This is a genomic window from Paraburkholderia sacchari (assembly GCF_000785435.2).
GTDB classification, from domain to species: Bacteria; Pseudomonadota; Gammaproteobacteria; order Burkholderiales; family Burkholderiaceae; genus Paraburkholderia; species Paraburkholderia sacchari.
The window spans coordinates 259,971-282,651 of sequence record NZ_JTDB02000001.1 but is presented as its reverse complement, the minus strand read 5'-3'; the positions used below and the strand labels follow the sequence as shown (position 1 = coordinate 282,651).

The 22,681-nt window shown below is 64.8% G+C and carries 21 protein-coding genes; 14 read left to right on the top strand and 7 right to left on the bottom strand.

Annotated features, from left to right (window positions below; all coding sequences use genetic code 11):
* Positions 1–71 precede the first annotated feature (71 nt).
* From NH14_RS01240 to NH14_RS01225, 4 genes are all read left to right on the top strand, one after another.
* Complete coding sequence (locus NH14_RS01240; protein ID WP_052148120.1) at positions 72–1,052, top strand: IclR family transcriptional regulator; 981 nt, start codon at positions 72–74, stop codon at positions 1,050–1,052.
* A gap of 10 nt (positions 1,053–1,062) precedes the next feature.
* Positions 1,063–1,938, top strand: coding sequence for an IclR family transcriptional regulator (locus NH14_RS01235; RefSeq protein ID WP_084225547.1), 876 nt, complete (start codon positions 1,063–1,065; stop codon positions 1,936–1,938).
* Between the two features lie 135 nt (positions 1,939–2,073).
* A complete protein-coding gene (locus NH14_RS01230) occupies positions 2,074–3,531 on the top strand; it encodes a cytochrome P450 (RefSeq protein WP_035528051.1) in 1,458 nt (485 codons plus the stop codon).
* Between the two features lie 83 nt (positions 3,532–3,614).
* Positions 3,615–4,016, top strand: coding sequence for a type II toxin-antitoxin system HicB family antitoxin (locus tag NH14_RS01225; protein WP_035528053.1), 402 nt, complete (start codon positions 3,615–3,617; stop codon positions 4,014–4,016).
* Positions 4,017–4,078: 62 nt separating this feature from the next.
* On the opposite strand, the gene NH14_RS01220 is transcribed toward NH14_RS01225, so the two are convergent.
* From NH14_RS01220 to NH14_RS01210, 3 genes are read right to left on the bottom strand one after another with little or no spacing between them, the layout of a single operon-like run.
* Positions 4,079–4,957, bottom strand: coding sequence for a MurR/RpiR family transcriptional regulator (locus NH14_RS01220; protein ID WP_035528055.1), 879 nt, complete (start codon positions 4,955–4,957; stop codon positions 4,079–4,081).
* 56 nt (positions 4,958–5,013) lie between these two features.
* Complete coding sequence (locus NH14_RS01215) at positions 5,014–6,090, bottom strand: ABC transporter ATP-binding protein (protein ID WP_035528057.1); 1,077 nt, start codon at positions 6,088–6,090, stop codon at positions 5,014–5,016.
* Positions 6,091–6,139: 49 nt separating this feature from the next.
* Complete coding sequence (locus NH14_RS01210; protein WP_035528060.1) at positions 6,140–6,913, bottom strand: SDR family oxidoreductase; 774 nt, start codon at positions 6,911–6,913, stop codon at positions 6,140–6,142.
* Positions 6,914–7,280: 367 nt separating this feature from the next.
* Between NH14_RS01210 and NH14_RS01205 the strand changes: the two genes are divergently transcribed.
* The 3 genes from NH14_RS01205 (at position 7,281) to NH14_RS01195 (ending at position 10,517) form a co-directional block, all read left to right on the top strand.
* Positions 7,281–8,525, top strand: coding sequence for an ABC transporter substrate-binding protein (locus tag NH14_RS01205; RefSeq protein WP_035528064.1), 1,245 nt, complete (start codon positions 7,281–7,283; stop codon positions 8,523–8,525).
* A 241-nt stretch (positions 8,526–8,766) separates the two neighbouring features.
* Entirely contained in the window at positions 8,767–9,675 is a 909-nt protein-coding gene (locus tag NH14_RS01200) for a carbohydrate ABC transporter permease (RefSeq protein WP_035528067.1), read from the top strand.
* Positions 9,672–10,517 (top strand): carbohydrate ABC transporter permease, encoded by an 846-nt coding sequence (locus NH14_RS01195; RefSeq protein ID WP_035528070.1) that lies wholly within the window; start codon positions 9,672–9,674, stop codon positions 10,515–10,517. Before NH14_RS01200 ends, NH14_RS01195 begins: the two co-directional genes overlap by 4 nt.
* Before the next feature lie 107 nt (positions 10,518–10,624).
* Here the strand turns inward: NH14_RS01195 and NH14_RS01190 are convergent, their stop codons facing one another.
* Both NH14_RS01190 and NH14_RS01185 read right to left on the bottom strand, forming a co-directional pair.
* On the bottom strand, positions 10,625–10,828 hold the full coding sequence (locus NH14_RS01190; RefSeq protein WP_084225557.1) for a glycine zipper 2TM domain-containing protein: 204 nt from the start codon (positions 10,826–10,828) through the stop codon (positions 10,625–10,627).
* Positions 10,829–11,030: 202 nt separating this feature from the next.
* Positions 11,031–12,578 (bottom strand): DHA2 family efflux MFS transporter permease subunit, encoded by a 1,548-nt coding sequence (locus NH14_RS01185; RefSeq protein ID WP_035528077.1) that lies wholly within the window; start codon positions 12,576–12,578, stop codon positions 11,031–11,033.
* A 161-nt stretch (positions 12,579–12,739) separates the two neighbouring features.
* On the opposite strand from NH14_RS01185, the gene NH14_RS01180 reads away from it, so the two are divergent.
* Positions 12,740–13,183 carry a MarR family winged helix-turn-helix transcriptional regulator gene (locus NH14_RS01180; protein WP_035528080.1) on the top strand — a complete coding sequence of 148 codons (444 nt, stop codon included), beginning with the start codon at positions 12,740–12,742 and terminating at the stop codon, positions 13,181–13,183.
* Positions 13,184–13,259: 76 nt separating this feature from the next.
* Here NH14_RS01180 and NH14_RS01175 read toward each other — a convergent pair whose 3' ends face one another.
* Together NH14_RS01175 and NH14_RS01170 are read right to left on the bottom strand one after the other, a co-directional pair.
* Positions 13,260–14,750 carry an aldehyde dehydrogenase gene (locus NH14_RS01175; protein ID WP_035528082.1) on the bottom strand — a complete coding sequence of 497 codons (1,491 nt, stop codon included), beginning with the start codon at positions 14,748–14,750 and terminating at the stop codon, positions 13,260–13,262.
* A gap of 118 nt (positions 14,751–14,868) precedes the next feature.
* The gene (locus NH14_RS01170; RefSeq protein ID WP_035528320.1) at positions 14,869–15,438 is read right to left on the bottom strand and encodes a cupin domain-containing protein; all 570 of its coding nucleotides are present in this window, start codon (positions 15,436–15,438) and stop codon (positions 14,869–14,871) included.
* Between the two features lie 440 nt (positions 15,439–15,878).
* Between NH14_RS01170 and NH14_RS33290 the strand changes: the two genes are divergently transcribed.
* The 6 genes from NH14_RS33290 (at position 15,879) to NH14_RS01140 (ending at position 22,670) form a co-directional block, all read left to right on the top strand.
* Entirely contained in the window at positions 15,879–16,103 is a 225-nt protein-coding gene (locus NH14_RS33290; RefSeq protein ID WP_244143468.1) for a hypothetical protein, read from the top strand.
* 295 nt (positions 16,104–16,398) lie between these two features.
* Positions 16,399–17,235 (top strand): gamma-glutamyl-gamma-aminobutyrate hydrolase family protein, encoded by an 837-nt coding sequence (locus tag NH14_RS01160; RefSeq protein WP_084225548.1) that lies wholly within the window; start codon positions 16,399–16,401, stop codon positions 17,233–17,235.
* A complete protein-coding gene (locus NH14_RS01155; protein WP_035528088.1) occupies positions 17,232–18,566 on the top strand; it encodes a glutamine synthetase family protein in 1,335 nt (444 codons plus the stop codon). Before NH14_RS01160 ends, NH14_RS01155 begins: the two co-directional genes overlap by 4 nt.
* Before the next feature lie 19 nt (positions 18,567–18,585).
* Positions 18,586–20,019, top strand: coding sequence for an aspartate aminotransferase family protein (locus NH14_RS01150; RefSeq protein WP_035528091.1), 1,434 nt, complete (start codon positions 18,586–18,588; stop codon positions 20,017–20,019).
* A gap of 79 nt (positions 20,020–20,098) precedes the next feature.
* The gene (locus NH14_RS01145; RefSeq protein WP_035528094.1) at positions 20,099–21,220 is read left to right on the top strand and encodes a polyamine ABC transporter substrate-binding protein; all 1,122 of its coding nucleotides are present in this window, start codon (positions 20,099–20,101) and stop codon (positions 21,218–21,220) included.
* 298 nt (positions 21,221–21,518) lie between these two features.
* Entirely contained in the window at positions 21,519–22,670 is a 1,152-nt protein-coding gene (locus NH14_RS01140) for an ABC transporter ATP-binding protein (RefSeq protein WP_035528097.1), read from the top strand.
* Positions 22,671–22,681: the final 11 nt, after the last annotated feature.

Here is a 22,681-nt window from a genome sequence, read left to right as displayed (position 1 = left end):
CAAATAATCAGATCGCCAGTGTTTGTGCGCCATTCGGTTAACATGGACCCTTTTTCAGCCCGGGACAACGAGTGAAGACCCCTCGCAACGCGCGCGCCGCCGCTGCCACGCCCGCCCCGTCCGCCCGGCCGGATGCGGACGCTGGCGCCGGCATCGGCAAGACGCAGCGCGGCATTCAGAGCGTGGAGGTAGCCGCGCGCCTGTTGCGCGTGCTCGCCGACGCCCGCGTGCCGCTCGCACCCAGCGATCTCGCGGCAGGCGCCGAAATCGCGTCGAGCCAGGCGCACGCCTATCTGGTGAGCCTCACGCGGCTCGGCCTGATCAAGCGCGACGCGCTTTCCGGGCGCTACGAGGCGGGACCGCTCGCGCTGCGCCTGGGCCTGCTGCATCTGGCGCAGGAGCCCGCGCTGCGCGAAGCCGTGCCCCGCGCGGCGGCGCTCGCGCAAGCGCACAACTGCAGCATCGCGCTGTGCATTGCCGGGCCGCAAGGGCCGACCATCGTGCGCTACGAGCACGCGAGCCTGCCGCTCCATGTGAACTTGCACGTGGGCACGGTGATGTCGCTGCCGGCGACGTCCACGGGCCGCGTGTTCTGCGCGTTCCTCGACGAAGCCGCGCTGGGCGCGATGTGGCGCAACCAGACGGCGCAGCCGGTCTGGCGCGGCACCGCGGCAACCGGCGCGACGTCCGCCGCTGCAACGCCAGCCACGGGCAAGGCCGCATCGAAGCAGGACGACGCATCGCCGAAACACGACGCCGCCTTCGCCGCCACGCTCGATACCATCCGCGCGCGCGGCTTCGAGCTTGGCATCGACGCGCCCAGCCCCGGCGTCAGCAGCGCCTGCGTGCCGGTGCTCGATCCGCAGCGCACGTTGCGCCTCACGCTCACGGCCGTGGGCGCAACCGGCGTGCTCGATGTGCGCCCGGCCAGCGCGCTCGTGCGCGCGCTGCGCGAGGCCGCGCGCGAGATCGCCGAGGCCGCCTTTGCGGAGGCCGCCTCTGCGGAGGCTTCCGACGCCCCCGGCGCTGTCCCCCCTCCCGATCCGAACTGAAGCCGCCACCATGCCCCGAGCCCGCCCCCCGTCCACCGTCCCGGACGAAGCCCGCGCCGAACCCGCACCCCAAGCGGAATCCGCCGACAAACCGCAGCGCGGCATCCAGGCGCTCGACGCCACGGGCGAGCTGCTCGCCGCGCTGGTGGCGGCCGGCACGCCGCTTTCGCTGCGCGACCTCGCGGCGGCGGCCGGCATGCCGAGCGCGAAGGCTTTTCCGCACCTCGTAAGCCTGCTCAAGACCGGCCTGCTCGCGCGCGACGCGGCGGGCCGCTACGAAGCCGGCCCCCTGAGCCTCGAACTGGGCCTCCTGGGACTCGCGCGCCTCTCGCCCGTGCGCGAAGCCGACGCCGAGCTGGTCGACCTCGCCGCCAGCACCGGCATGAGCGTGGCGCTCGCGGTGCCGGGGCCGCTCGGGCCCACGGTCGTGCGCCTCGAAGAATCGCCGCGCCCGCTGCACGTGAGCCTGCGGCCCGGCACGGTGATGTCGCTCGTGAACACGGCCATCGGCCGCGTGTTCGCCGCCTGGCTCGACGACGACATGCGCGCCGAGCTGCTCGCGCAAGACAGCCTGCGCCTCGCCGGCGCGCCATCGCCATCATCGCCCATGCAATCGGCAGCGCCCGACCCGCGCTACGCCGAACGCCTTGCCGCGATCCGCGCACGGCGGCTCGACACCGCGCTCGACAATCCGATCCCCGGCATCAGCACCGTGGCCGCGCCCGTGTTCGACCACACCGGCAGTGTGTGCCTCGTGCTCGCGCTGATGGGGCCATCGGGCAACTTCGACGCGGCCAGCGAAGGCGACAGCGCACAGCGGCTAAGCGCCTCGGCAGAGCGCCTGTCGCGCCGCTTCGGCCATGTGGCGGGAGCGGCGTCGCTATAATCGGCTCCCAGTCGTCCGCACGCGGCCACGCAACACCACGCCATGCCACGCCATGCCACGCAACGGCGCGCAACACCGCGCAGCAGCACCCAGCCGCCACACCAGCCCCCGCCAGCCGCCACCAAGGAAGCGCTCATGAGCACGGCCTCCACCGGTTCCCGCACTGCGCAGCGTCAGGTCGCCGACCTGCCGTGTCCGCGCGGCCTGCCGCTCGTCGGCAATCTGCTGCAGCTCTCGCCCGCGCGGCTGCACTTGATCCTCGAACGCTGGGCCGCCGAACTCGGCACGCCCTACCGCTTCCAGGTGGGCAGCATCCCCATCACGATCTGGACCGACCCCGAGCTGATCCAGCAGATAATGCGCGAGCGCCCGCACCGCTACCGGCGCTATCAACCGATCGAAGCGGTGCTCGAGGAGATGGGCTGCAACGGCCTGTTCTCTGCGGAAGGCGCGGCCTGGGAGCCGCAACGCCGCCTCGTGATGCAGGCGCTCTCGATCCCGACCATCAAGGCGTTCTATCCCACGCTGGCCGACATCACCGGGCGGCTGCGCGCGCGCTGGCTGCGCGCGGCCGAGCGCGGCGAAACGGTGGAGATGACCGACGACCTCAAGCGCTACACCGTGGACGTGACGAGCGCGCTCGCATTCGGCGAAGACCCGCGCACGCTCGAACGCGATCACGGCGTGATTCAGGAGCATCTGGAGCGCATCCTGCCGAGCGTGATGGGCCGCATCAACGCGCTCTTTCCGTATTGGCGCTACTTCAAGCTGCCCGCGGACCGGAAACTCGATCAATCGCTGGCCGAAGTGCATCGTCATGTCGACGCGATGATGGCGCGCGCCCGCGAACGCATGCGCGACGAGCCCGCGCAAACGCCGCGCAACCTGCTCGAAGCGATGCTCGTGCAGCAGCAGGACGCGAGGGCGGAACCGGGCGCGACGCCCATCACCGATGCGCAGATCCGCGCCAACGTGCTGACGATCCTGCTCGCTGGCGAGGACACCACCGCCGATTCGATCGCCTGGACGCTGCCCTACCTCGCGGCGGACCCGCAACTGCAGACGCATCTGGGCGCACAGGCGCGCCGCGTGCTCGGCGAGGCGAGCGTATGCCCCGACTACGCGACGCTCAAGGAGCTCGACCTCTTCGAGGCGATCTGCATCGAGGCGACGCGCCTGCGCCCCGTGGCGGCGGTGCATTCGTTCGAGCCGTTAGAAGACGTCGTGCTCGACGGCGTGGCCCTGCCCAAAGGCACGCGCATGTTCTTCGTGGCGCGGCCCGCGATGATCGACGCAAAGAATTTCGCCGATCCGCAGCGCTACGATCCGTGGCGCTGGATGCACAAGAGGGAGTCCAGCGGCGAGCATGAGGCTCACGGCGGTCCGCACGACGTTCGCGCGTACCTGCAGTTCGGCGCGGGGCCGCGCGTGTGTCCGGGGCGTCATCTCGCGACGGTGGAGATGCGCCTCGCGCTTTCCATGCTGATGAACGAGTTCGAGATCGAGATGGCCATCGATCCGGCGCAGATCAACGAGGTGTCTGCGTTTACGATGGTGCCGGATACGATGCCGGTGAGGTTGAGGAAGCGCTAGCGATACCTGCCGATCGGCACCGCAACGAGCATCCTGAAAACCGCCGGCCTTAAGTGACACGGACAAGCAAAGAGGAGCGAAAAATGGAATTTCCCATCGCAATTCATAAGGACGATGGGAGCGTCTACGGAGTCACCGTTCCGGACATTCCGGGCGTGCACTCGTGGGGCGACACCATCGATGACGCAATCAGGAACGCCAGAGAAGCCATCACCGGCCATGTTTCCACTTTGGTCGAGTTGGGTGAGGATGTCGGGTTCACGTGCTCGACCATCGAAGAACTGGCTGCAAATAAGGACTACGCAGGAGCCATTTGGGTGCTGGTGGATGTCGACTTGACGAGGCTGGACAGCAAGCCGGAGCGGATCAACATCAGTCTTCCACGGTTCGTCCTGCACAAGATCGACGCTTATGTCGAGAAAAGGCACGAAACGCGAAGCGGCTTTCTCGCGCGCATAGCGTTGGAAGCGTTAGCGCACGAATAAAGGGTCGAAGGCTCGCTGCCCAGACTCACTACCCAGCGAGCTTTTTTCTTCTCGCGCTCTGCCTATCCCTTCATTTCCGCACTGTCCGAGCCTCCACGCGCCTGCGCACCACGCATCTTCTCCAACGTCTTCGGACCAAGCCCGAGCGCCACGCCCATCGCGAGCGCATCCATCACCGCGAGATGCGCGATGCGCGACACACCGGCCGCATGCGCCTCTTCAGGCGCTTCGGACTCCGGCACGCGCAACAGCAGCGGAATGTCCACCACCCACGCGAGCCGCGAGCCTGCGTTGGTGAGCGCGATGGTGGTCGCACCGCGCTCCTTCGCGATCTGGATGCTCTCGTTCACTTCCACGCTGCGCCCCGACTGCGAGATCGCGAACGCCACGTCGCCCGGCTCGAGCAAGCCGGCATAAAGCCGCTGCAAATGCGCATCGGCGAACGCGCTCGCGGCGATGTCCAGCCGCAAAAAACGCAGCGCCGCGTCCTGCGCCACGAGCCCCGAGCCCGCGCCCACGCCGAAGAAATAGACGCGCCGCGCACCGGCGAGCGCCGCCACCGCCGCCTCGAATACAGCCGGGTCCAGCGAGGCGCGCGCGTGCTGCACGCCCTGCACCACCTGCTCCGTCACGCGGTCGAGCAGCGTGCCGGCCTGCGCGGGGTCGCCGCTCGTCACTTCGCGCGCGGCGGCGAACGGCATGCCGCCCGCCGCGCTCTGCGCAAGCCGCATCTTGAAGTCGCGCAAGCCGTGCGCGCCCACCGCACGGCAAAAGCGCGTGACCGATGGCTCGGACACCTCGGCGCGCAGCGCAAGCTCGGTGATGCTCGCGCGCATCGCGAAGTCGATGTCGGCGAGCACCATCTCCGCGACCTTGCGTTCGGCGGGCCGCAGCGACTCCGCTACGTTGCGGATGTGATGGATCAGATTGGAGACCGGCAAGCTGTGTTCCGTGGATAAGCCGTGGAAGGTGCGACCGGGCCCGCGGTTCGGTTCAGTCAGTCGAGCCGCTTGCCGCTTTCGGTGTCGAATAGATGCAGGTGCGCGAGCGGCAGACCCAGCGTCATGCGCTGCCCCGGTTCGATGCCGGGCCGCGCGCGCGTCGTGACGCACCATGTCGTGCCGCCTATTTTCCCGTACAAGTGCGTCTCAGCGCCAGTCGGCTCGATCACCTCGACGTTGAACGGCACCTCGCCGCCCGCGGTTTCGATGTGCTCGGGGCGAATGCCGAGCGTCACGCGCGCGCCGGCTTGCAGGCTCGTTCCCGCACGGCCCTCGGGAAGCGCGATGCGCACGCCGTCTTCGAGCACGAGCGCCGTGCCGCGCGCGTCGCTCATCACGCTGCCCGCGGCGAAGTTCATCGAAGGCGAGCCTAGAAAGCTCGCCACGAACAAGTTGCCCGGCTTGTCGTAGAGATCGAGCGGCTTGCCGATCTGCTCGATGCGCCCCGCGTTCATCACCACGATGCGGTCGGCCATGGTCATCGCTTCAATCTGGTCGTGCGTGACGTACACCACCGTGTTGCGCAGACGCTGATGCAGCGCCTTGATTTCCGTGCGCATCTGCACGCGCAGCTTGGCGTCGAGATTCGAGAGCGGCTCGTCGAACAGAAACACCGCAGGCTCGCGCACCACGGCGCGCCCCATCGCCACGCGCTGGCGCTGGCCGCCCGAGAGCGCGCGCGGCAGGCGGTCGAGATAGCTCGACAGATTGAGCATTTTCGCGGCGGCTTCGATGCGCGGCTTGAAGCCTTCTTCGCGCTCCTTGCGAATGCGCGGCCCGAACGCGATGTTGTCGTAGACCGAGAGATGCGGGTAGAGCGCGTAGCTCTGGAATACCATCGAGATATTGCGCTGTTGCGGCGGCAATGTATTCGCGAGCGTGCCGCCAATGGTGAGATCGCCGCCGCTGATGTCTTCGAGACCGGCGATCATGCGCATCAAGGTGGTCTTGCCGCAGCCCGAAGGCCCTACCAGCACGACGAATTCGCCGTCCGCGATGTCGAGGTCCACGCCGTGCACGACCTGGGTGTCGCCGTAGCGCTTGAAGATGCCGTTCAGTTGTACTGCCGCCATGTTGTCCTCTTGGGCTGTGCTCTTGTGCTGTTGTTGCGTGCCGCGCGCTTCAGAACGGGTCGAGCGTGAGCTCGTTCGCCATCAGCCGGTTGCCGGCCATGAGGCCCGCGTCCACCGGCAGCGCCACGCCCGTGATCACGCGCGCCTGTGGCGACGCGAGAAACTGCACGGCGTCGGCGATATCCTCGGGCGTGGCCACGTCGCCGAGCGGATACCACTTCTTTAGTTCTTCGAATATTTTTGGATGTTGCGTCACGCGCGCGTGCCAGGCCGGTGTTTTCACCGTGCCGGGGCAGACGATGTTCGCGCGAATCCCGTGCGGCCCGAGTTCCATGGCCAGCGCCTTCGTGTAGTTCACGAGCCCCGCCTTCGCGGCGCTGTACGCGGGGTGTCCCAGCGCGGTCAGCCCGTTCACCGAGCCGATCAGCACGAGCGCGCCGCGCCCGCGCTCGATCATCGAGCGGCGCACGGCCTCCACGGTGTAATAGGTGCCGTTCAGGTTCAGGTCGATGTCGCGCCGCCAGCTTGCGGCGTCGGTATGCGCGAGCGTCGTGCCGAGCGCGGCGCCCGCGTTGGCCACGGCCACCTCGACCGGGCCGCGCGCAGCCACGGCGCGCGCCACGGCGTCTTCGAGCGCAACCGGATCGCTGACGTCGGCGGCCAGCGCTTCGAGGCGCAGCGCGCCGAACTCGTCGGCCAGCGCCTGCACGCCGGCCTCGTCGCGATCGAGCGCGAGCACGGTATCGCCCGCCTCGTGAAATCGCTTGCATAGCGCACGGCCAATGCCGCCGCACGCGCCCGTCACCAGCACCACCCGGCTCATCGTCGACTCTCCGCGAAGGATTCGAAAGGCCCCGCCGCCCATCCGGCGGGGCTGTAAATTTCCTACATAGTGAGCAGCATACGAACTTGCCAGCGGCTTGACATGAATGGCGCGCTGCTGCGGCGCCGCATGAATTCCGCTTGTTTTACAGCATGTTAGGCAATTCCCAGCGTGCGAAACAATCTCGTGTTTCCCAGGTGACAACGTTTTTTTCATCCTGTAGGATTTTTTCAGACAACGCAAGACGGTCAGCACGACGACCGAAGCCAAGGCGGCGGCAATAACCCGAAAAACCAGGCAGCAACCACCCCGCATGGGATGGGACGAGGTGCGCAACACCCGCTTCCATCGACACAGGAGATTGAGAATGGCGTTTAAGGCACGTGCATCTTTCACGCTCGGCAAGCTCGCCGCCGCGCTCACGGTTGGTATCGCTGCGGCGGGCGTTTCCGTTGTGGCGCATGCCGACACGGTCCGCGTGACCGTCGCTCACTACAGCGACGCCACGGCCCCGTACTTCGAGAAAATGGCCAAGCAGTTCGAGGCCGCCAATCCCGGCACCACTATCAAGATCGAAGACGTGAACTGGGACTCGCTGCAACAGAAGCTGCAGACGGATATCTCCGGCGGCGCGAACGCCGACCTCGCGATCATCGGCACGCGCTGGCTGCTCGACTTCGTGAAGGACGACATTGCCGAGCCGCTCGATCCTTATATGGATGCGAACTTCAAGGGCCGCTTCATTGGTCCGTTCCTCGCGCCTGGCGAAATCAACGGCAAGATTTACGGCCTGCCGATCGCCGCGTCCGCGCGCGCGCTCTACTACAACAAGGACATGCTCGCCTCGGTGGGCTATCCGAACGGGCCGAAGAGCTGGAACGAAGTGATCGACGCCTCGAAGAAGCTCAAGGCGAAGGGCATTGCAGGGTTCGGCCTGCAAGGCAAGGAAATCGAAACCGATGTGTACTACTACTATTCTCTGTGGACCAACGGCGGCGATGTAGTGGGCAAGGACGGCAAGGCCGCGTTCAATTCGCCGGCCGGCGTGAAGGCCGCCACGCTCTACAAGACCATGATCGACGAAGGCCTCACGGAGCCTGGCGTGACGGGCTACAGCCGCGAAGACGTGCAGAACCTCTTCAAGCAGGGCCGCGTGGCGATGATGATTTCCGCGCCGTTCCTCGCCAAGCAGCTCAAGAAGGAAGCGCCGAACATCAAGTACGGCATCGACCCGATCCCGGTGGGCACGACGCCCGCGACCTACGCCGTCACCGACTCGATCATGATGTTCAAGAACTCGAAGGTGAAGAAGAGCGCGTGGAAGTTCCTCGACTTCCTGTTCACCAAGCAGCCGCGCGTGGAGTTCACGAGCACCGAGGGCTTCCTGCCGACAACCAAGGCTGAAGCCACCGATCCGGCGTTCCAGGATCCGGACACCAAGGCGTTCGTCGCGCTGCTGCCGCATGCGCGCTTCGCGCCCACGGTAACGGGCTGGGAAGACACCGCCAAAGCCGTGACCAACGCGATGCAGTCGATCTACCTCGGCAAGGCCAAGCCCGCCGACGCGCTGAACCAGGCCGCCGCCGAAGCCAACAAGTCGCTCGGGAAGTAAGCAGCAAAGCGCCTTATCGCCGCGAAAAACCGGCGCGTGGCGTAGCATGGGATTCGCTACGCGGCGCGCCGGTTCGTTCATGCAACGACCGCAACACCGGACGCACCACGCCATGCCCCCCGGCCCCCTGAAGCAAACGCCGCCAGCCGGTCCGGCGAACGGCGAAGCAAGCGCTCCGCCCAGTCCGCTTCCACGCACAACGAACCGCAGCCGCATGAGCCATACGAGCCACATAAGTCACATGAGCCGCTCACACCGCGCCATCGCCGTACCCCGCGCCCCCTGGCTGCTGATCGTGCCGAGCCTCGCGCTGGCGCTCTTCATCATCAGCTACCCGATCTTCAACATCGTGTACCAGTCGCTGCACGAGGTGTCGCGCTTCGGCCAGATTCGCGGCTTCAGCGGCTTGCAGAACTTCTACAACGTCTTCACCGATCCCGTGTTCCTGAGCGCGCTGAAGAACACGCTGATCTGGACGTTCTGCGTCGTGGTGGGGACGGTGGCGATCTCGGTGCCGGTCGCGCTGATCCTCAATCAGGACTTCTATGGACGCGGCATCGCGCGCACCATCGTCATGCTGCCGTGGTCGGTCTCGCTCACCATGACCGCCGTGGTCTGGCGCTGGGCCTTCAACGACGACTACGGCATGGTCAACGTCACGCTGCAGCGTCTCGGCATGATCTCGGGGCCGATCCACTGGCTCGCCACGCCCCAGTATGCGTTCCCGGTCGAGATTGCCGTGGGCATTCTCGTGTCGATCCCGTTCAGCACCACGATCCTGCTGGGCGGGCTCTCCTCGGTGCCGGGCGACATCTACGAAGCCGCGCGCATCGACGGCGCAAGCGCCTGGCAGCAGTTCCGCCAGCTCACGCTGCCGCTACTCAAGCCCTTCATCAACATGGCGATCCTGCTCAACGTGATCTACGTGTTCAACTCATTCCCGATCATCTGGGTGATGACGCAAGGCGGCCCCGACGACAGCACCCACATTCTCGTCACCTACCTCTACGAACTCGGCTTCCGGCTCGGCCGGCCCGGCGAAGCGGCCGCCGTCTCGCTCATCATGCTCGTGATCCTGTTCGCGTTTTCGGTGGCTTATCTGCGCGTGCAGGCGAGGCGTGGCGGCAACGCCGAAGGAGACCTCGCATGAACCGCAAGCTCAAACGCTCGCTCTGGTGCTGGCTCGCGCTTTCGCCGCTCGTGGTGGCCGTGCTGTTTCCGTTCGCGGTGATGTTCTTCACCTCGTTCAAGCCCGCCTCCGAGGTGTTCGTCTATCCGGCGCGCTGGCTGCCCGTGCATTGGCGCTGGGAAAACTATGTCGACATGTGGCAGGCCGCCAACTTCGGCGTCGCGCTGCGCAACAGCATCGTGATCTCGTGTCTCTCCACGGCGCTCGCGCTCGCGGTGAGCCTGCCCGCCGCCTACGCGCTCGCGCGCTTTCCGTTTCGCGGGCGCGGGCTCTACCGCCAGTTCCTGCTGGTCACGCAGATGCTCTCACCGATCCTGCTGGTGGTGGGCCTGTTCCGGCTCGCCGCGATGATCCCTTACGGCGACGGCAATCTCGTCGATTCGAAGATCGGCGTGATCGTCTCGTATGCGGCGTTCAACATCGCGTTCGCGGTGTGGATGCTGTCTTCGTATTTCCAGACCGTGCCGCGCGATCTCGAAGAGTCGGCCTGGCTCGAAGGGTGCAGCCGCAGCGGCGCGGTGCTGCGCGTGTTCCTGCCGCTCGCGGTGCCGGCCGTGGTGGTCACGGCGATCTTCACCTTCATCAGCGCGTGGAACGAATTCGCGGTGGTCTATACGCTGATCCGCTCGCCCGAGAACAAGACGCTCACCGTGCAGGTCACCGACATGGTGGCCGGCAAATACACCGTCGAATGGGAACTGGTGATGGCGGCCACGCTCGCGGCCACGCTGCCGGTTTCCGTGGTGTTCGCGTGGTTGCAGCGCTATATGGTGAAGGGGCTCGCGCTGGGGGCGGTCAAATAAGAGAGAAATCCGTTGCGCCGTTATACCCATCCAAGAATGCGATGAGCGATATCGCGCGCAACGTGTAAGACAAGAAAGTCTTGCAAGAATTGAAGCCGTACGGGCGCTTATTTGCCGAGTTCGTGTCCGATCACACCACCCGCAACGGCGCCGCCCACCGTGCCCACGGCACTGCCGTTGGTTGCCCTGTTGCCGATATAGCCGCCTGCCGCGGCACCGCCCAGCGTGCAAGCGCCGGCACCCAGCATCGATACAGTGGCGGCAACGAGTACACATGCCCGCAATGCGCGGCTGCGTCGAAGCCAGATCATCGTCATTCTCCCAATTCAAACCATGACCCGACTGCCGCAAGCACCGTGCCATCACTTCGCGCACCGTGCGGGTTGAGAGCGCAGTGCTTCTGGGGTCAGCCGTCGTGCAGATGCAGCAGAATCAGCACGAGCGTGACGAGTGAACCCGGCGTCGAGCAGGGGCGGATCGAGACAGCGGAGAGCATCGCGCGTGAGCAGGAGATCAGTCCATCGCCGCGTGGCTTGCGTCGGCCGCCCCGCTGCCCGCCGAAGGCCGGATCAGCACGAGCAGCGGAATCACCAGCAGCGTGGCGACGAACATCATCTTGAAGTCGTTCAGATACGCAATCATCTGCGCCTGCTGCGTGATCGACTGGTTGAGCACGGCGAGATCGTAGCGCGATCCGGAGGCGAGCATCGGCTCGAGCGCGGGGTTGAACGGCGTGACGTGCGCGGCCAGATCCGCGTGCGCGATCTGCGTGCCGCGCGTCACGAAAGTCTGCACGATCGATATGCCGATACTGCTGCCGATGTTGCGCATCAGGCTGTACGTGGCCGTGCCGTCCGCGCGCAACTGCGGCGTGAGCGTCGAGAACGTCAGCGTGGAAAGCGGCACGAACACGAAGCCGAGCCCGAAGCCCTGCACCACGCCGGGCCATACGATATCGGAGGCCGAGAGCACGATCGTGTACTGCATCATCTGCCACAGCGCCCAGGCGGACACCACGAAGCCGAACAGCAGCATCGCGCGCGCGTCCACGTGCTTGAGCAGGCGCCCTGCGATCAGCATGGCCAGCATGGTGCCCGCGCCGCTGGGCGCCGTGACGAGTCCGGTGGTGGCGACCGGGTAGCCCATCAAGTTCTGCAGCATGGGCGGCAGGAGCGCGCGCGTGGCGTAGAGCACCGCGCCGATCACGAAGATGAACAGCGTGCCGGTGGCGAAATTGCGGTCCTTGAGCAGTTGATAGCGAAAGAACGTGTTGGGGCCCGACGTAGCCGTATGCACGACGAAGAACGCGAACGCGATGCACGAGGCCAGCGCTTCGATGCGGATTTCGAGCGAGCCGAACCAGTCGAGCTGCTCGCCGCGGTCGAGCAAGGCCTGCAGCGCGCCGATGGCGAGCGCGAGCGTGGCGAAGCCGAACACGTCGAAGCGCGTCTCGCAGCGCGGCGTGCGCGAGGGCATGAAGGTGGAGACGCCGAAGAACGCGAATGCGCCGATCGGCACGTTGATGAAGAACACCCAGCGCCAGTTGTAGCTGTCCGTGAGCCAGCCGCCCAGCGTGGGACCGAGCACGGGGCCCACCATCACGCCCATGCCCCAGACGGCCATGGCCTGCCCCTGGCGCTCGCGCGGATTGATGTCGAGCAGGATCGACTGCGAGAGCGGCACGAGCGACGCGCCGAATATGCCCTGCAACAGGCGCGAGCCGACGATCTCGCCAAGCGTTTCCGAGAGCCCGCACAACGCCGAGGCCACCGTGAAGCCCGCAATGGCCGCGCCGAGCAGCCGCTTCACGCCGAAGCGGTCGGCGAGCCACCCCGTGAGCGGCGTGGCAATGGCCGCCGCCACGATGTACGAGGTGAGCACCCACGTGATCTCGTCCTGCGAGGCCGAAAGCGTGCCCTGCATGTGCGGGAGCGCGACGTTGGCGATCGTGCTGTCGAGCGTCTGCATCAGCGTGGCGAGCATGATCGACAAGGTGATCATGCCGCGATTGAGCGGCGCGGTCTCACGTTGCGAGGCGGTGCCGTGCGGGACTGCGGTCATCGTGGGTTCGGGCGGCGCATGGTGGCGTGGCGGCCAGGTGTCGACTACGTGGAGACTGAGCGGAGACTAAGCCCATAGATAGTAAGCCTGCTTATTATACGACTCGATCGACCCGGCACAACCGGAAAGAACGGCCGCGCGGCGCACCGTATAATCGCGCGATGACTACCGACCTGGAAAAACGCTTCGGCTTTCTCGTCGTCGACGTGGGCAGCCTGTATGGCAAACGTTACGACGCGCTTGCAAAGTCGTCACTCGAACTCACGCGCGCGCAGTGCCGCACGATCGCGTACCTCGCGCATTACGGCGACATGAACCAGGCGAGCCTGGCCGAGCGGCTCGAAGTCGCGCCGATTTCCGCTGGCAGGCTGCTGGAAAGAATGGAGGAAGGCGGCTGGGTCGTGCGCGCGCCCAATCCCGAGGACCGCCGCGAATGGCTCGTGAGCCTCACGCCCAAGGCCGAAAGCGCGCTCGGCGGCGCGCGCCGCGTGGGCGACGAGGTGCAGGCCGAAGCGCTGGCCGGCTTCACGCCCGAAGAGGCCGAGCAATTCAGCCGGATGCTCCAGCGCGTGCGCGCCAATCTGGGCGCGCTGGTCGAGCGCTGATCATACGAATCGCTCGCGCGCCTGCGAGCTAGCCCGCGCAGCAACTTGCGCCGCCGCGCGAGCTCATTCCACGCTTTTAGCGCAGCCGCACGAGCGTCGACTTCAGCTCCGTGTACTTCTCGAGCGCATGGAGCGATTTATCGCGGCCATTGCCCGACTCCTTGAAGCCGCCGAACGGGAAGTTCATGTCGCCGCCTTCGTCATAGCAGTTGACCCACACGGTGCCGGCGCGCAAGCGGCGCGAAATCTCATGCGCATGCGTAAGGTTCGCGGTCCACACGGCCGCCGCCAGGCCGTAATCGCTGTCGTTGGCGATGCGCACCGCTTCGTCGATCGTGTCGAACGTGATGACCGAAAGCACCGGGCCGAAAATCTCCTCGCGCGCGATGCGTGCGTCGTGGCGCGTATCGAACACGGTCGGCTCCACATAGAAGCCGCCGCTCGAAGCGTTCACGCGCTCGCCGCCCAGCAGCAGCGTGGAATCCTTGCGTCCCGCCTCGATATAGCCGAGCACGCGCTCGAGCTGAAGCTTGTCGACGATCGCGCCCATCGAGACATCGGGATCAAGAGGATTCCCAGGCTTGTACGCCTTCGCGGCTTCCAGCAGCTTCGCGAGAAATACATCCTTGATGTCGCGATGCACGAGCAGTCGCGAGCCCGCCGTACACATCTCGCCCATGTTGTAGAAGATCGCGCCCGCCGCGGCCTTGGCCGCACGATCGAGGTCCGGGCAATCGGGCAGCACGATATTGGGCGATTTGCCGCCGAGTTCGAGCCACACGCGCTTGAGATTGGACTGGCCCGCGTACTGCATGATCTGCTTGCCCACGCTGGTCGAGCCCGTGAAGGCAAGGCAGTCCACGTCGCGATGCAATGCAAGCAGCTTGCCCGGCTCGCCGCCGCCCGGCAGCACGTTGAACACGCCCGCCGGAATGCCGGCCTCGTGCGCGAGCTGCGCAACGCGAATGGCGGTGAGCGGCGACTTCTCCGATGGCTTGAGCACGACGCTGTTGCCGGCGGCCAGCGCCGGGCCGAACTTCCACGACGCCATCAGGATCGGGAAATTCCATGGCACCACGGCTGCCACCACGCCAATGGGCTCGCGCGTGACAAGGCCCACGAGATGATGGTCGGCGGGCACGACTTCGCCGCCCACCTTGTCGATGGCCTCGGCGAACCATTCGACGCAATAGGCCGCGCCCGGCACGTCCACCGTGGTGGTGTCGCCAATCGGCTTGCCCGCGTCGAGCGTTTCGAGCAGCGCGAGTTCGTCCAGATGCTCGCGCATGAGCGCGGCCCAGCGCAGCAGCACCGCCTTGCGCTCACGCGGATTGCGGCCCGCCCACACACCCTGTTCGAAGGCGCGGCGCGCGGCGGCCACGGCGGCATCGACATCGGCCGCGCCGCAATCGGCCACGTTCGCGAGCACGCGGCCGTCGATGGGGCTCACGCAATCGAAGGTGCGGCCCGAGTACGCATCGCGCGACGCGCCGTCGATGAATGCACGCCCTTCGATCGAAAGCGATGCGGCCTTGTCCTGCCAGTAAGCGAGAGTTCTCTTTTCCATGAGGATGCCTCAATGATTTGCGATCCGCTTGGCGTGCCGGGGATGCAGCCGAACTTCAGGCCAAATTCAGCCTGAATTCAACACAACGCCGGCAAGAAGCGAACCTGATTTGCGCGAGTCAGAAGGTGGGCGGCGAATTGGCCGACACCACTTCGCAAACATCGCTCGCGCTGGGATTGCGAAACCGGTGTGGAAGACGGCTTTCGAAGTAGTAGCTGTCGCCGGGGTCGAGCAGCCAGGTGGTGCCGTCCACGCTCAGTTCGAGCTGGCCGGACACCACGACGCCGCCCTCGTGGCCCGCATGCGTGAGCATTTCGGCGCCGGTGTCGGCGAGCGGCTGATAAACCTCGCGCATGATGCCCATGTTGCGGTCCTTCACGTTCGCACCCGCGAGATAAAACTCGATGGACGCGTTGCCGAGGTTAGGCATCTCGTTGCGGCGCGACACGACGCTCGCGCCCTCATTCAGGTCGAAGGTGAAGAATTCCGCGAGACTCATGGGAATGCACTCGAGCAGCTTCTTGAGCGAGCCCACGGAGGGACTGACACGACTTTGCTCGATCAGCGAGATCGCGCCGTTCGTGACGCCCGCGCGCTTGGCGAGCTCGCGCTGCGACAACCCATAGCGTTTGCGCACGTAGCGCAGACGTGTTGCAACTTCAGTAGAAGCGGATGCGGACTCGGTCACGTTCGAAAGCCGGTTGATCAGGAAGCGCGCCAAAAAACGACTGCGGACAACAATGAACGACGGGCGAATTACAACAAAACGGCGCGTTGGATGTGTTGAATATTCTAATCAGTTTGCAAAAATTTGCGCTAGTGGAAACCCCTGTAAGTAAATCGAAATATAAAAACAGTCGGGCATATCTCGTGTTTGTTGTGGTCTTCAGAACACCCTCGGGAAAGTGCTGACACAAAAAACGTAAAAAATAATTGACGGCCTTTTTGGCTCGTATATGCTGAAAACAGGTCGATCGAACGATGACTACAAGCATGAAACGGTCCTGCAACACGCCGCTCATGCAAAACACATTGAACGACACCAATGTTCAGATTGATGCACTGCGAAGTATTTATGCCGCACTGAATAAATCGGGCAATTTTTCAACCACCCAGTCGAGTGTAATTGTGAGAGTCCGTGGCCCTCTGGTGAGATGGGAACGAAGTCATGCGAGGTGTCTTCGCAGTGACTGCGCCGCCATCGCCGACGGCAGTCGCGGCAGGCTTGCCTCTCGCCTGCTTCCCTCCGTCTTCACCATTCTTTCCCGCCGGTCCGTTCGACGCCATAACGCCGTCTCGGCCCGCGCCTTCATTGCCGTTCACACGGACGAAGTCGCGTCGCTGCTGCCCTAGCGCCTCTCTTTCCTGCGCCGTTCGTTTTCATCGCCGTCGATTGCACGCGAGCCGCATTGCTGCGCGAGCGCGGCGCGGTTGCGCACGCCTTTGCACGGTCTCGCCGCATAACGGCCGGAAACGAACCGCCTACATGATCTCCACCCGCAGCGCCATGCGTTAGCAACGCTCGCGCGCCGCACCCAAGGTTTGCGGCCTTGCCTCGTGCAGGGTTGCAAGGTCATGTCACGTCCGGGCATTGCTGAAAAACGATATGCACATGCATCTCCCGGACAGAAGAAGTGAAACATTAGTCATGCGAACCAAGCCATTGATTGGAGTCACTGCCGATCGCACGATGATGGGACCGCACGCGTCGCACGTGGCCGGCGAGAAGTACATCGCCGCCGCCGTGGACGGCTCGGGCGGCCTCGCGCTGGTGCTGCCGGCGCTCGGCGCGAGGCAGGACACGGCCGACCTGCTAGAAGTCGTGGACGGCCTGCTCTTCACCGGCAGCTACTCGAACGTGGAGCCGCATCGTTACGGCGGCGCGGCTAGCGCTGCGGGCACGCTGCACGACCCCGCGCGCGACGCCACCACGCTGCCGCTGATGCGCGCGGCCATCGACGCGGGCGTGCCCGTGCTCGCCATCTGCCGCGGCTTTCAGGAGATGAACGTGGTGTTCGGCGGCACGCTGCATCAGCAAGTGCATGCCGTTGACGGCTTCGACGACCATCGCGAGAACAAGGCCGATTCGCTTGAATCGCAATATGGCCCGGCGCACACCATCTCACTGGCCGAGGGCGGCTTGCTGCAGCGGATCGCCGGCGGCACAGGCGAAACTCGCGAGGCCGAGGTGAATTCGCTGCACGGGCAAGGCCTCGAAACGCTCGGCAGCGGACTGGTTGTGGAAGCAACGGCACCCGACGGCCTTATCGAAGCGATCAGCGTTGCCAATGCGGCGAGCTTCGCGCTCGGCGTGCAATGGCATCCCGAATGGCAGCACGCGCAGAACGCGCTGTCCACCGCGATTTTCCGCGCGTTTGGCGAAGCCTGCCGCGCCCGCATGCTGGCCCGAATACCGTGCGAAAGCCGAGCGCCAATCCATGCACGCATGACGCCGGCTCATACAGAACAGAGAGAATCATCATGAACGACATCGACGACTTCCTGAAGAAGCACCACATTACCGAAATCGAAGCGATCATCCCCGACATGGCGGGCATCGCGCGCGGCAAGATCATCCCGCGCAGCAAGTTCGAATTCGGCGAAAACATGCGGCTGCCGCAAGCGGTGATGATCCAGACCGTGACCGGCGACTATCCCGAGGACGGCAGCCTCACCGGCGTCACCGACCCGGACATGGTGTGCGTGCCCGACGCCTCGACCATCCGCATCATTCCGTGGGCCGTCGATCCCACCGCACAGGTGATCCACGATTGCGTGCACTTCGACGGCACGCCGGTCGAGATCTCGCCGCGCCGCGTGCTGCGCCGCGTGCTCGAACTCTACGAGGCGAAGGGCTGGAAGCCCGTGATCGCGCCGGAACTGGAGTTCTACCTCGTCGATATGAACAAGGACCCGGATATTCCGCTCGCGCCGCCCATCGGCCGTACGGGCCGTCCGGAAACGGGCCGCCAGGCGTATTCGATCGAAGCGGTCAACGAGTTCGACCCGCTGTTCGAAGATATCTACGAGTACTGCGATATCCAGGGCCTCGAAGTCGATACGCTGATTCACGAAGTGGGCGCGGCGCAGATGGAGATCAACTTCCTCCACGGCGACCCGCTCAATCTCGCCGACCGCGTGTTCCTCTTCAAGCGCACCGTGCGCGAAGCCGCGCTGCGCCATCACATGTACGCGACCTTCATGGCGAAGCCGATGGAGAACGAGCCGGGCTCGGCCATGCACATTCACCAGAGCATGATCAGCGCCGAGAGCGGCCAGAACCTCTTCACGGGTTCGGACGGCAAGGCCACCGACATGTTCTACGCATACATCGCTGGCCTGCAGAAGTACACGCCCGCGCTCATGCCGATCTTCGCGCCGTACATCAATTCGTATCGCCGTCTTTCGCGTTTCATGGCCGCGCCCATCAATGTGGCGTGGGGCTACGACAACCGCACCGTGGGCTTCCGCGTGCCGTATTCGTCGCCGGTCGCGCGCCGCGTGGAAAACCGCATTCCGGGCGTGGACACGAACCCGTATCTCGCGATCGCGGCCACGCTGGCCGCCGGCTATCTGGGCATGACGCAGCACCTCAAGCCCACCGAGCCGCTCGTGAGCGACGGCTACTCGCTGCCGTATCAGCTGCCGCGCAACCTCGAGGAAGGCATCTCGCTGATGGCCGCATGCGAGCCGCTCAAGGACATCCTCGGCGAGAAGTTCGTGCGCGCGTATCTCGCGCTCAAGGAAACCGAATACGAAGCGTATTTCCGCGTGATCAGCTCGTGGGAGCGCAAGCACCTGCTGCTGCACGTGTAACAGAAAGGAGAAACGAAACATGAGCTATCGAATCGACGCCCCCGCCAGCGCGGTGCAAGAGCTGCCGACGACGCTGCGTGCACAGACCGCGCGCTCGACCGCCGAGTACCGCGCGCTCGACGCCGCGCACCACATCCATCCGTTCTCGGACATGGGCTCGCTCAACAAGGCCGGCAGCCGCGTGATCGTGAAAGCGAAGGGCCTGTACCTGTGGGATTCGGAAGGCAACCAGATCATCGACGGCATGGCCGGACTCTGGTGCGTGAACGTGGGCTACGGCCGCAAGGAACTCGCCGATGCCGCCTACAAGCAGTTGCAGGAACTGCCCTACTACAACACCTTCTTCAAGACCACGCATCCGCCGGTGATCGAGCTTTCGGCGCTGCTGGCCGAGGTATCGCCCGAGCCGTTCAATCACTTTTTCTACTGCAACAGCGGCTCCGAAGGCAACGACACGGTACTGCGCATCGTGCACCAGTACTGGCTCACGCAAGGCAAGCCCGCGAAGAAGTTCGTCATCTCGCGCAAAAACGCTTATCACGGTTCGACCATCGCGGGCGGAACGCTCGGCGGCATGGGCTATATGCACGAGCAAATGCCCTCGAAGGTCGAGAACATCGTGCACATCGATCAACCGTACTTCTTCGGCGAAGCGCAAGGCAACATGACGCCCGAGGAGTTCGGTCTCGCGCGGGCGCAGCAGCTCGAGGCGAAGATTCTCGAAGTGGGTGCGGAGAATGTGGCCGCGTTCATCGGCGAGCCGTTCCAGGGCGCGGGCGGCGTGATTTTCCCGCCCTCGACCTACTGGCCGGAAATCCAGCGCATCTGCCGCAAGTACGACATCTTGCTGTGCGCCGACGAAGTGATCGGCGGCTTCGGGCGCACCGGCGAATGGTTCGCGCATCAGCATCTGGGCTTCGAGCCCGATCTGATCACGATGGCCAAGGGCCTCACGAGCGGCTATGTGCCGATGGGCGCGGTGGGCATTCACGACCGCGTGGCGAAGGCGCTCATCGAGAACGGCGACTTTAATCACGGCCTCACCTACTCGGGCCATCCGGTGGCGGCTGCTGTTGCCGTTGCGAACCTCAAGCTGCTGCGCGACGAGAAGATCGTCGAGCGCGTGAAGACGGACACCGGCCCGTACTTCCAGCAGCGCCTGCGCGAAACCTTCGCCAATCACCCGATCATCGGCGACATCTCGGGCGCTGGACTGGTCGCGGGCCTGCAATTGGCCGAGGATCCGAAAACGCGCAAGCGCTTCGCGAACGGCGGCGACGTGGGCACGATCTGCCGCGACTTCTGCTTCAACGGCAATCTCATCATGCGCGCCACCGGCGACCGCATGCTGCTCTCGCCGCCGCTCGTGATCACGCGCGCCGAGATTGACGAAATCGTGACGAAGGCGAAAAAGGCCATCGACGCAACCGCGCAACAACTGGGACTTTCGTAACGCTGCAAACGTAAGGGCCGGCGGCGCACGACGGGGTGCGTGCGCCGCCCGCCAATCCTCACCTTCCAGGGATACCAACATGAGTGTCAGTCATCTTCGTCACGCTGTCGCGCTGGCCGCGCTTGCCGTATGCGCGGGCCTCACGGCCACGTCGAGCGCGCCGGCGCACGCCGCCGACAATCAGCTCAATGTCTACAACTGGTCCGACTACATTGCGAAAGATACGATCCCGAACTTCGAAAAGCAGTCGGGCATTCACGTGAAGTACGACAACTACGATAGCGACGATACGCTGCAAGCCAAGCTGCTCGCCGGCAGCTCGGGCTACGACATCGTAGTGCCCACCTCGAACTACATGGCCAAGCAGATCCAGGCCGGCGTGTACCAGAAGCTCGACAAGTCGAAGATCCCCAACCTCGCGAACCTCGATCCCGTGCTCATGCACATGATCGCCGACGCCGATCCGGGCAATCAGTACGGCGTGCCGTGGGCCTTCGGCACGGACGGCATCGGCTACAACCAGGAAGCCATCGAAAAGGTGCTCGGCCCGAATGCGCCGGTGGACAGCTGGGCGCTCGTGCTCGACCCCGCCAATCTTTCGAAGCTCAAGAGCTGCGGCGTGTCGTTCCTCGATCAGGCCGTGGACGTATTCGCCGCGACACTGCAATACATGGGCAAGAACCCGAACAGCACGAACCCGGCCGACTACCAGGCAGCCTATGAAGTGCTGAAGAAAGTCCGCCCGTACATCACGCAGTTCAATTCGTCGGGCTACATCAACGACCTCGTGAACAACGATGTTTGCGTGGTGGTCGGCTGGTCGGGCGACGTGGGCATCGCGCACCGCCGTGCCGAGGAAGCCAAGCGCCCGTACCACATCAAGTTCTCGAACGTGAAGGAAGGCGGGCTGCTCTGGTTCGACGTGATGGTGATTCCGAAGGACGCGCCGAACGCCGAGAACGCGATGAAGTGGATCAACTACATCGAAGATCCGAAGGTCAACGCGGCCATCACCAACGAAGTGTTCTATCCCACGGCGAACAAGGCCGCGCGCCAGTTCGTGACGCCGGGAGTCGCGCAGGACCCGACGGTCTATCCGCCCGAAGACGTGCTCAAGAAGATGACGCTGATGAAGCCGATGCCGGCCGAAATCCTGCGCCTCGAAAACCGTCTCTGGTCGCAGTTGAAGACCGGTCACTGATCGACTGACGAGATCGGTTGTCCGCCCCGGAAGGAAACCGAAGCAGAAGGAAGGAGACAACGCGCGGAAGAGGGATCGCTCGACCCCTCGCCGCCAGAAGTTTGCTGTTTCGAAGTCCGGCTGAGTGCGTCGCCCCCTTTTTCTAAACCGGCGCACCTGGCCTCCAACGAGCTCAGTTCGTAGTGCTGATGTCCGCGAGTCGCTTCCAGCGCCCCGTGCGGGGCAACTCGCGCCCGCGTTTTGCCAAACCGGGAAAAGACAGGCCAGTGCCGCGATCAGAAAGGAACCCAGTTAGATCATGAATCCGACGTCCAAAGTCAACGCCTCCGAAGCCGCTCGCGCCAGCGCCGCGGCCAGCTCCCGCGACGCCTTCGTGCGCATCGAAAACGTCGTCAAGAAGTTCGGCGACAGCGTCGCCGTCAACAACGTGAGCCTGAACATCGCGAAGAACGAGCTCTTCGCGCTGCTCGGCAGCTCGGGCTGCGGCAAGTCCACGCTGCTGCGCATGCTCGCGGGCTTCGAGACGGCCACCTCGGGCAAGATCTTCGTCGACGGCGAAGACCTCGCGACGCTCCCGCCATATCGCCGCCCGGTCAACATGATGTTCCAGTCGTACGCGCTGTTTCCGCACATGAGCGTGGAATCGAACGTCGCGTTCGGCCTCAAGCAGGAAGGCGTGCCGAGGAACGAGATCCGCGAACGCGTGGCCGATGCGCTCAATCTCGTGCAGATGGGCCGCTACGCGAAGCGCAAGCCGCATCAGCTTTCGGGTGGCCAGCAGCAGCGCGTCGCGCTCGCGCGCTCGCTCGTCAAGCGGCCGAAGCTGCTGCTGCTCGACGAGCCGATGTCGGCGCTCGACAAGAAGATCCGCCAGAAGACCCAGCTCGAACTCGTGAACATCATCGAGAAGGTCGATGTCACCTGTGTGATGGTCACGCACGACCAGGAAGAAGCGATGACGATGGCCAACCGCCTCGCGGTGATGAGCGAAGGCCGCATCGTGCAGATCGGTTCGCCCAACGACGTCTACGAATTCCCCAACAGCCGCTTCTCGGCCGAATTCATCGGCTCGACCAACCTGTTCGAAGGCAAGGTCGTGGAAGACGAGCCCGATCACATCTACGTCGAAAGCGAAGACCTGGAAACGCGCATGTACGTGAGCCACGGCGTGACCGGGCCGCTCGGCATGCCGGTGGGCATCTCGGTGCGTCCGGAGCGCGTGCGCGTTTCGCGCGAGAAGCCTGGTACGCCACACAACTGGGCGCGCGGCGTGGTCACCGACGTCGCCTATATGGGCAGCTACTCGCTGTATCACGTGCGCCTGCCTGGCGGCAAAACCATCGTCTCGAACCTCTCCAGCTCGCACCTCATGAACGAAGGCGCGCCGGCATGGAACGACGACGTCTATGTCTCGTGGTCGCCCGCAAGCGGCGTCGTGCTCACGCAATAAGGGAGAAGCCG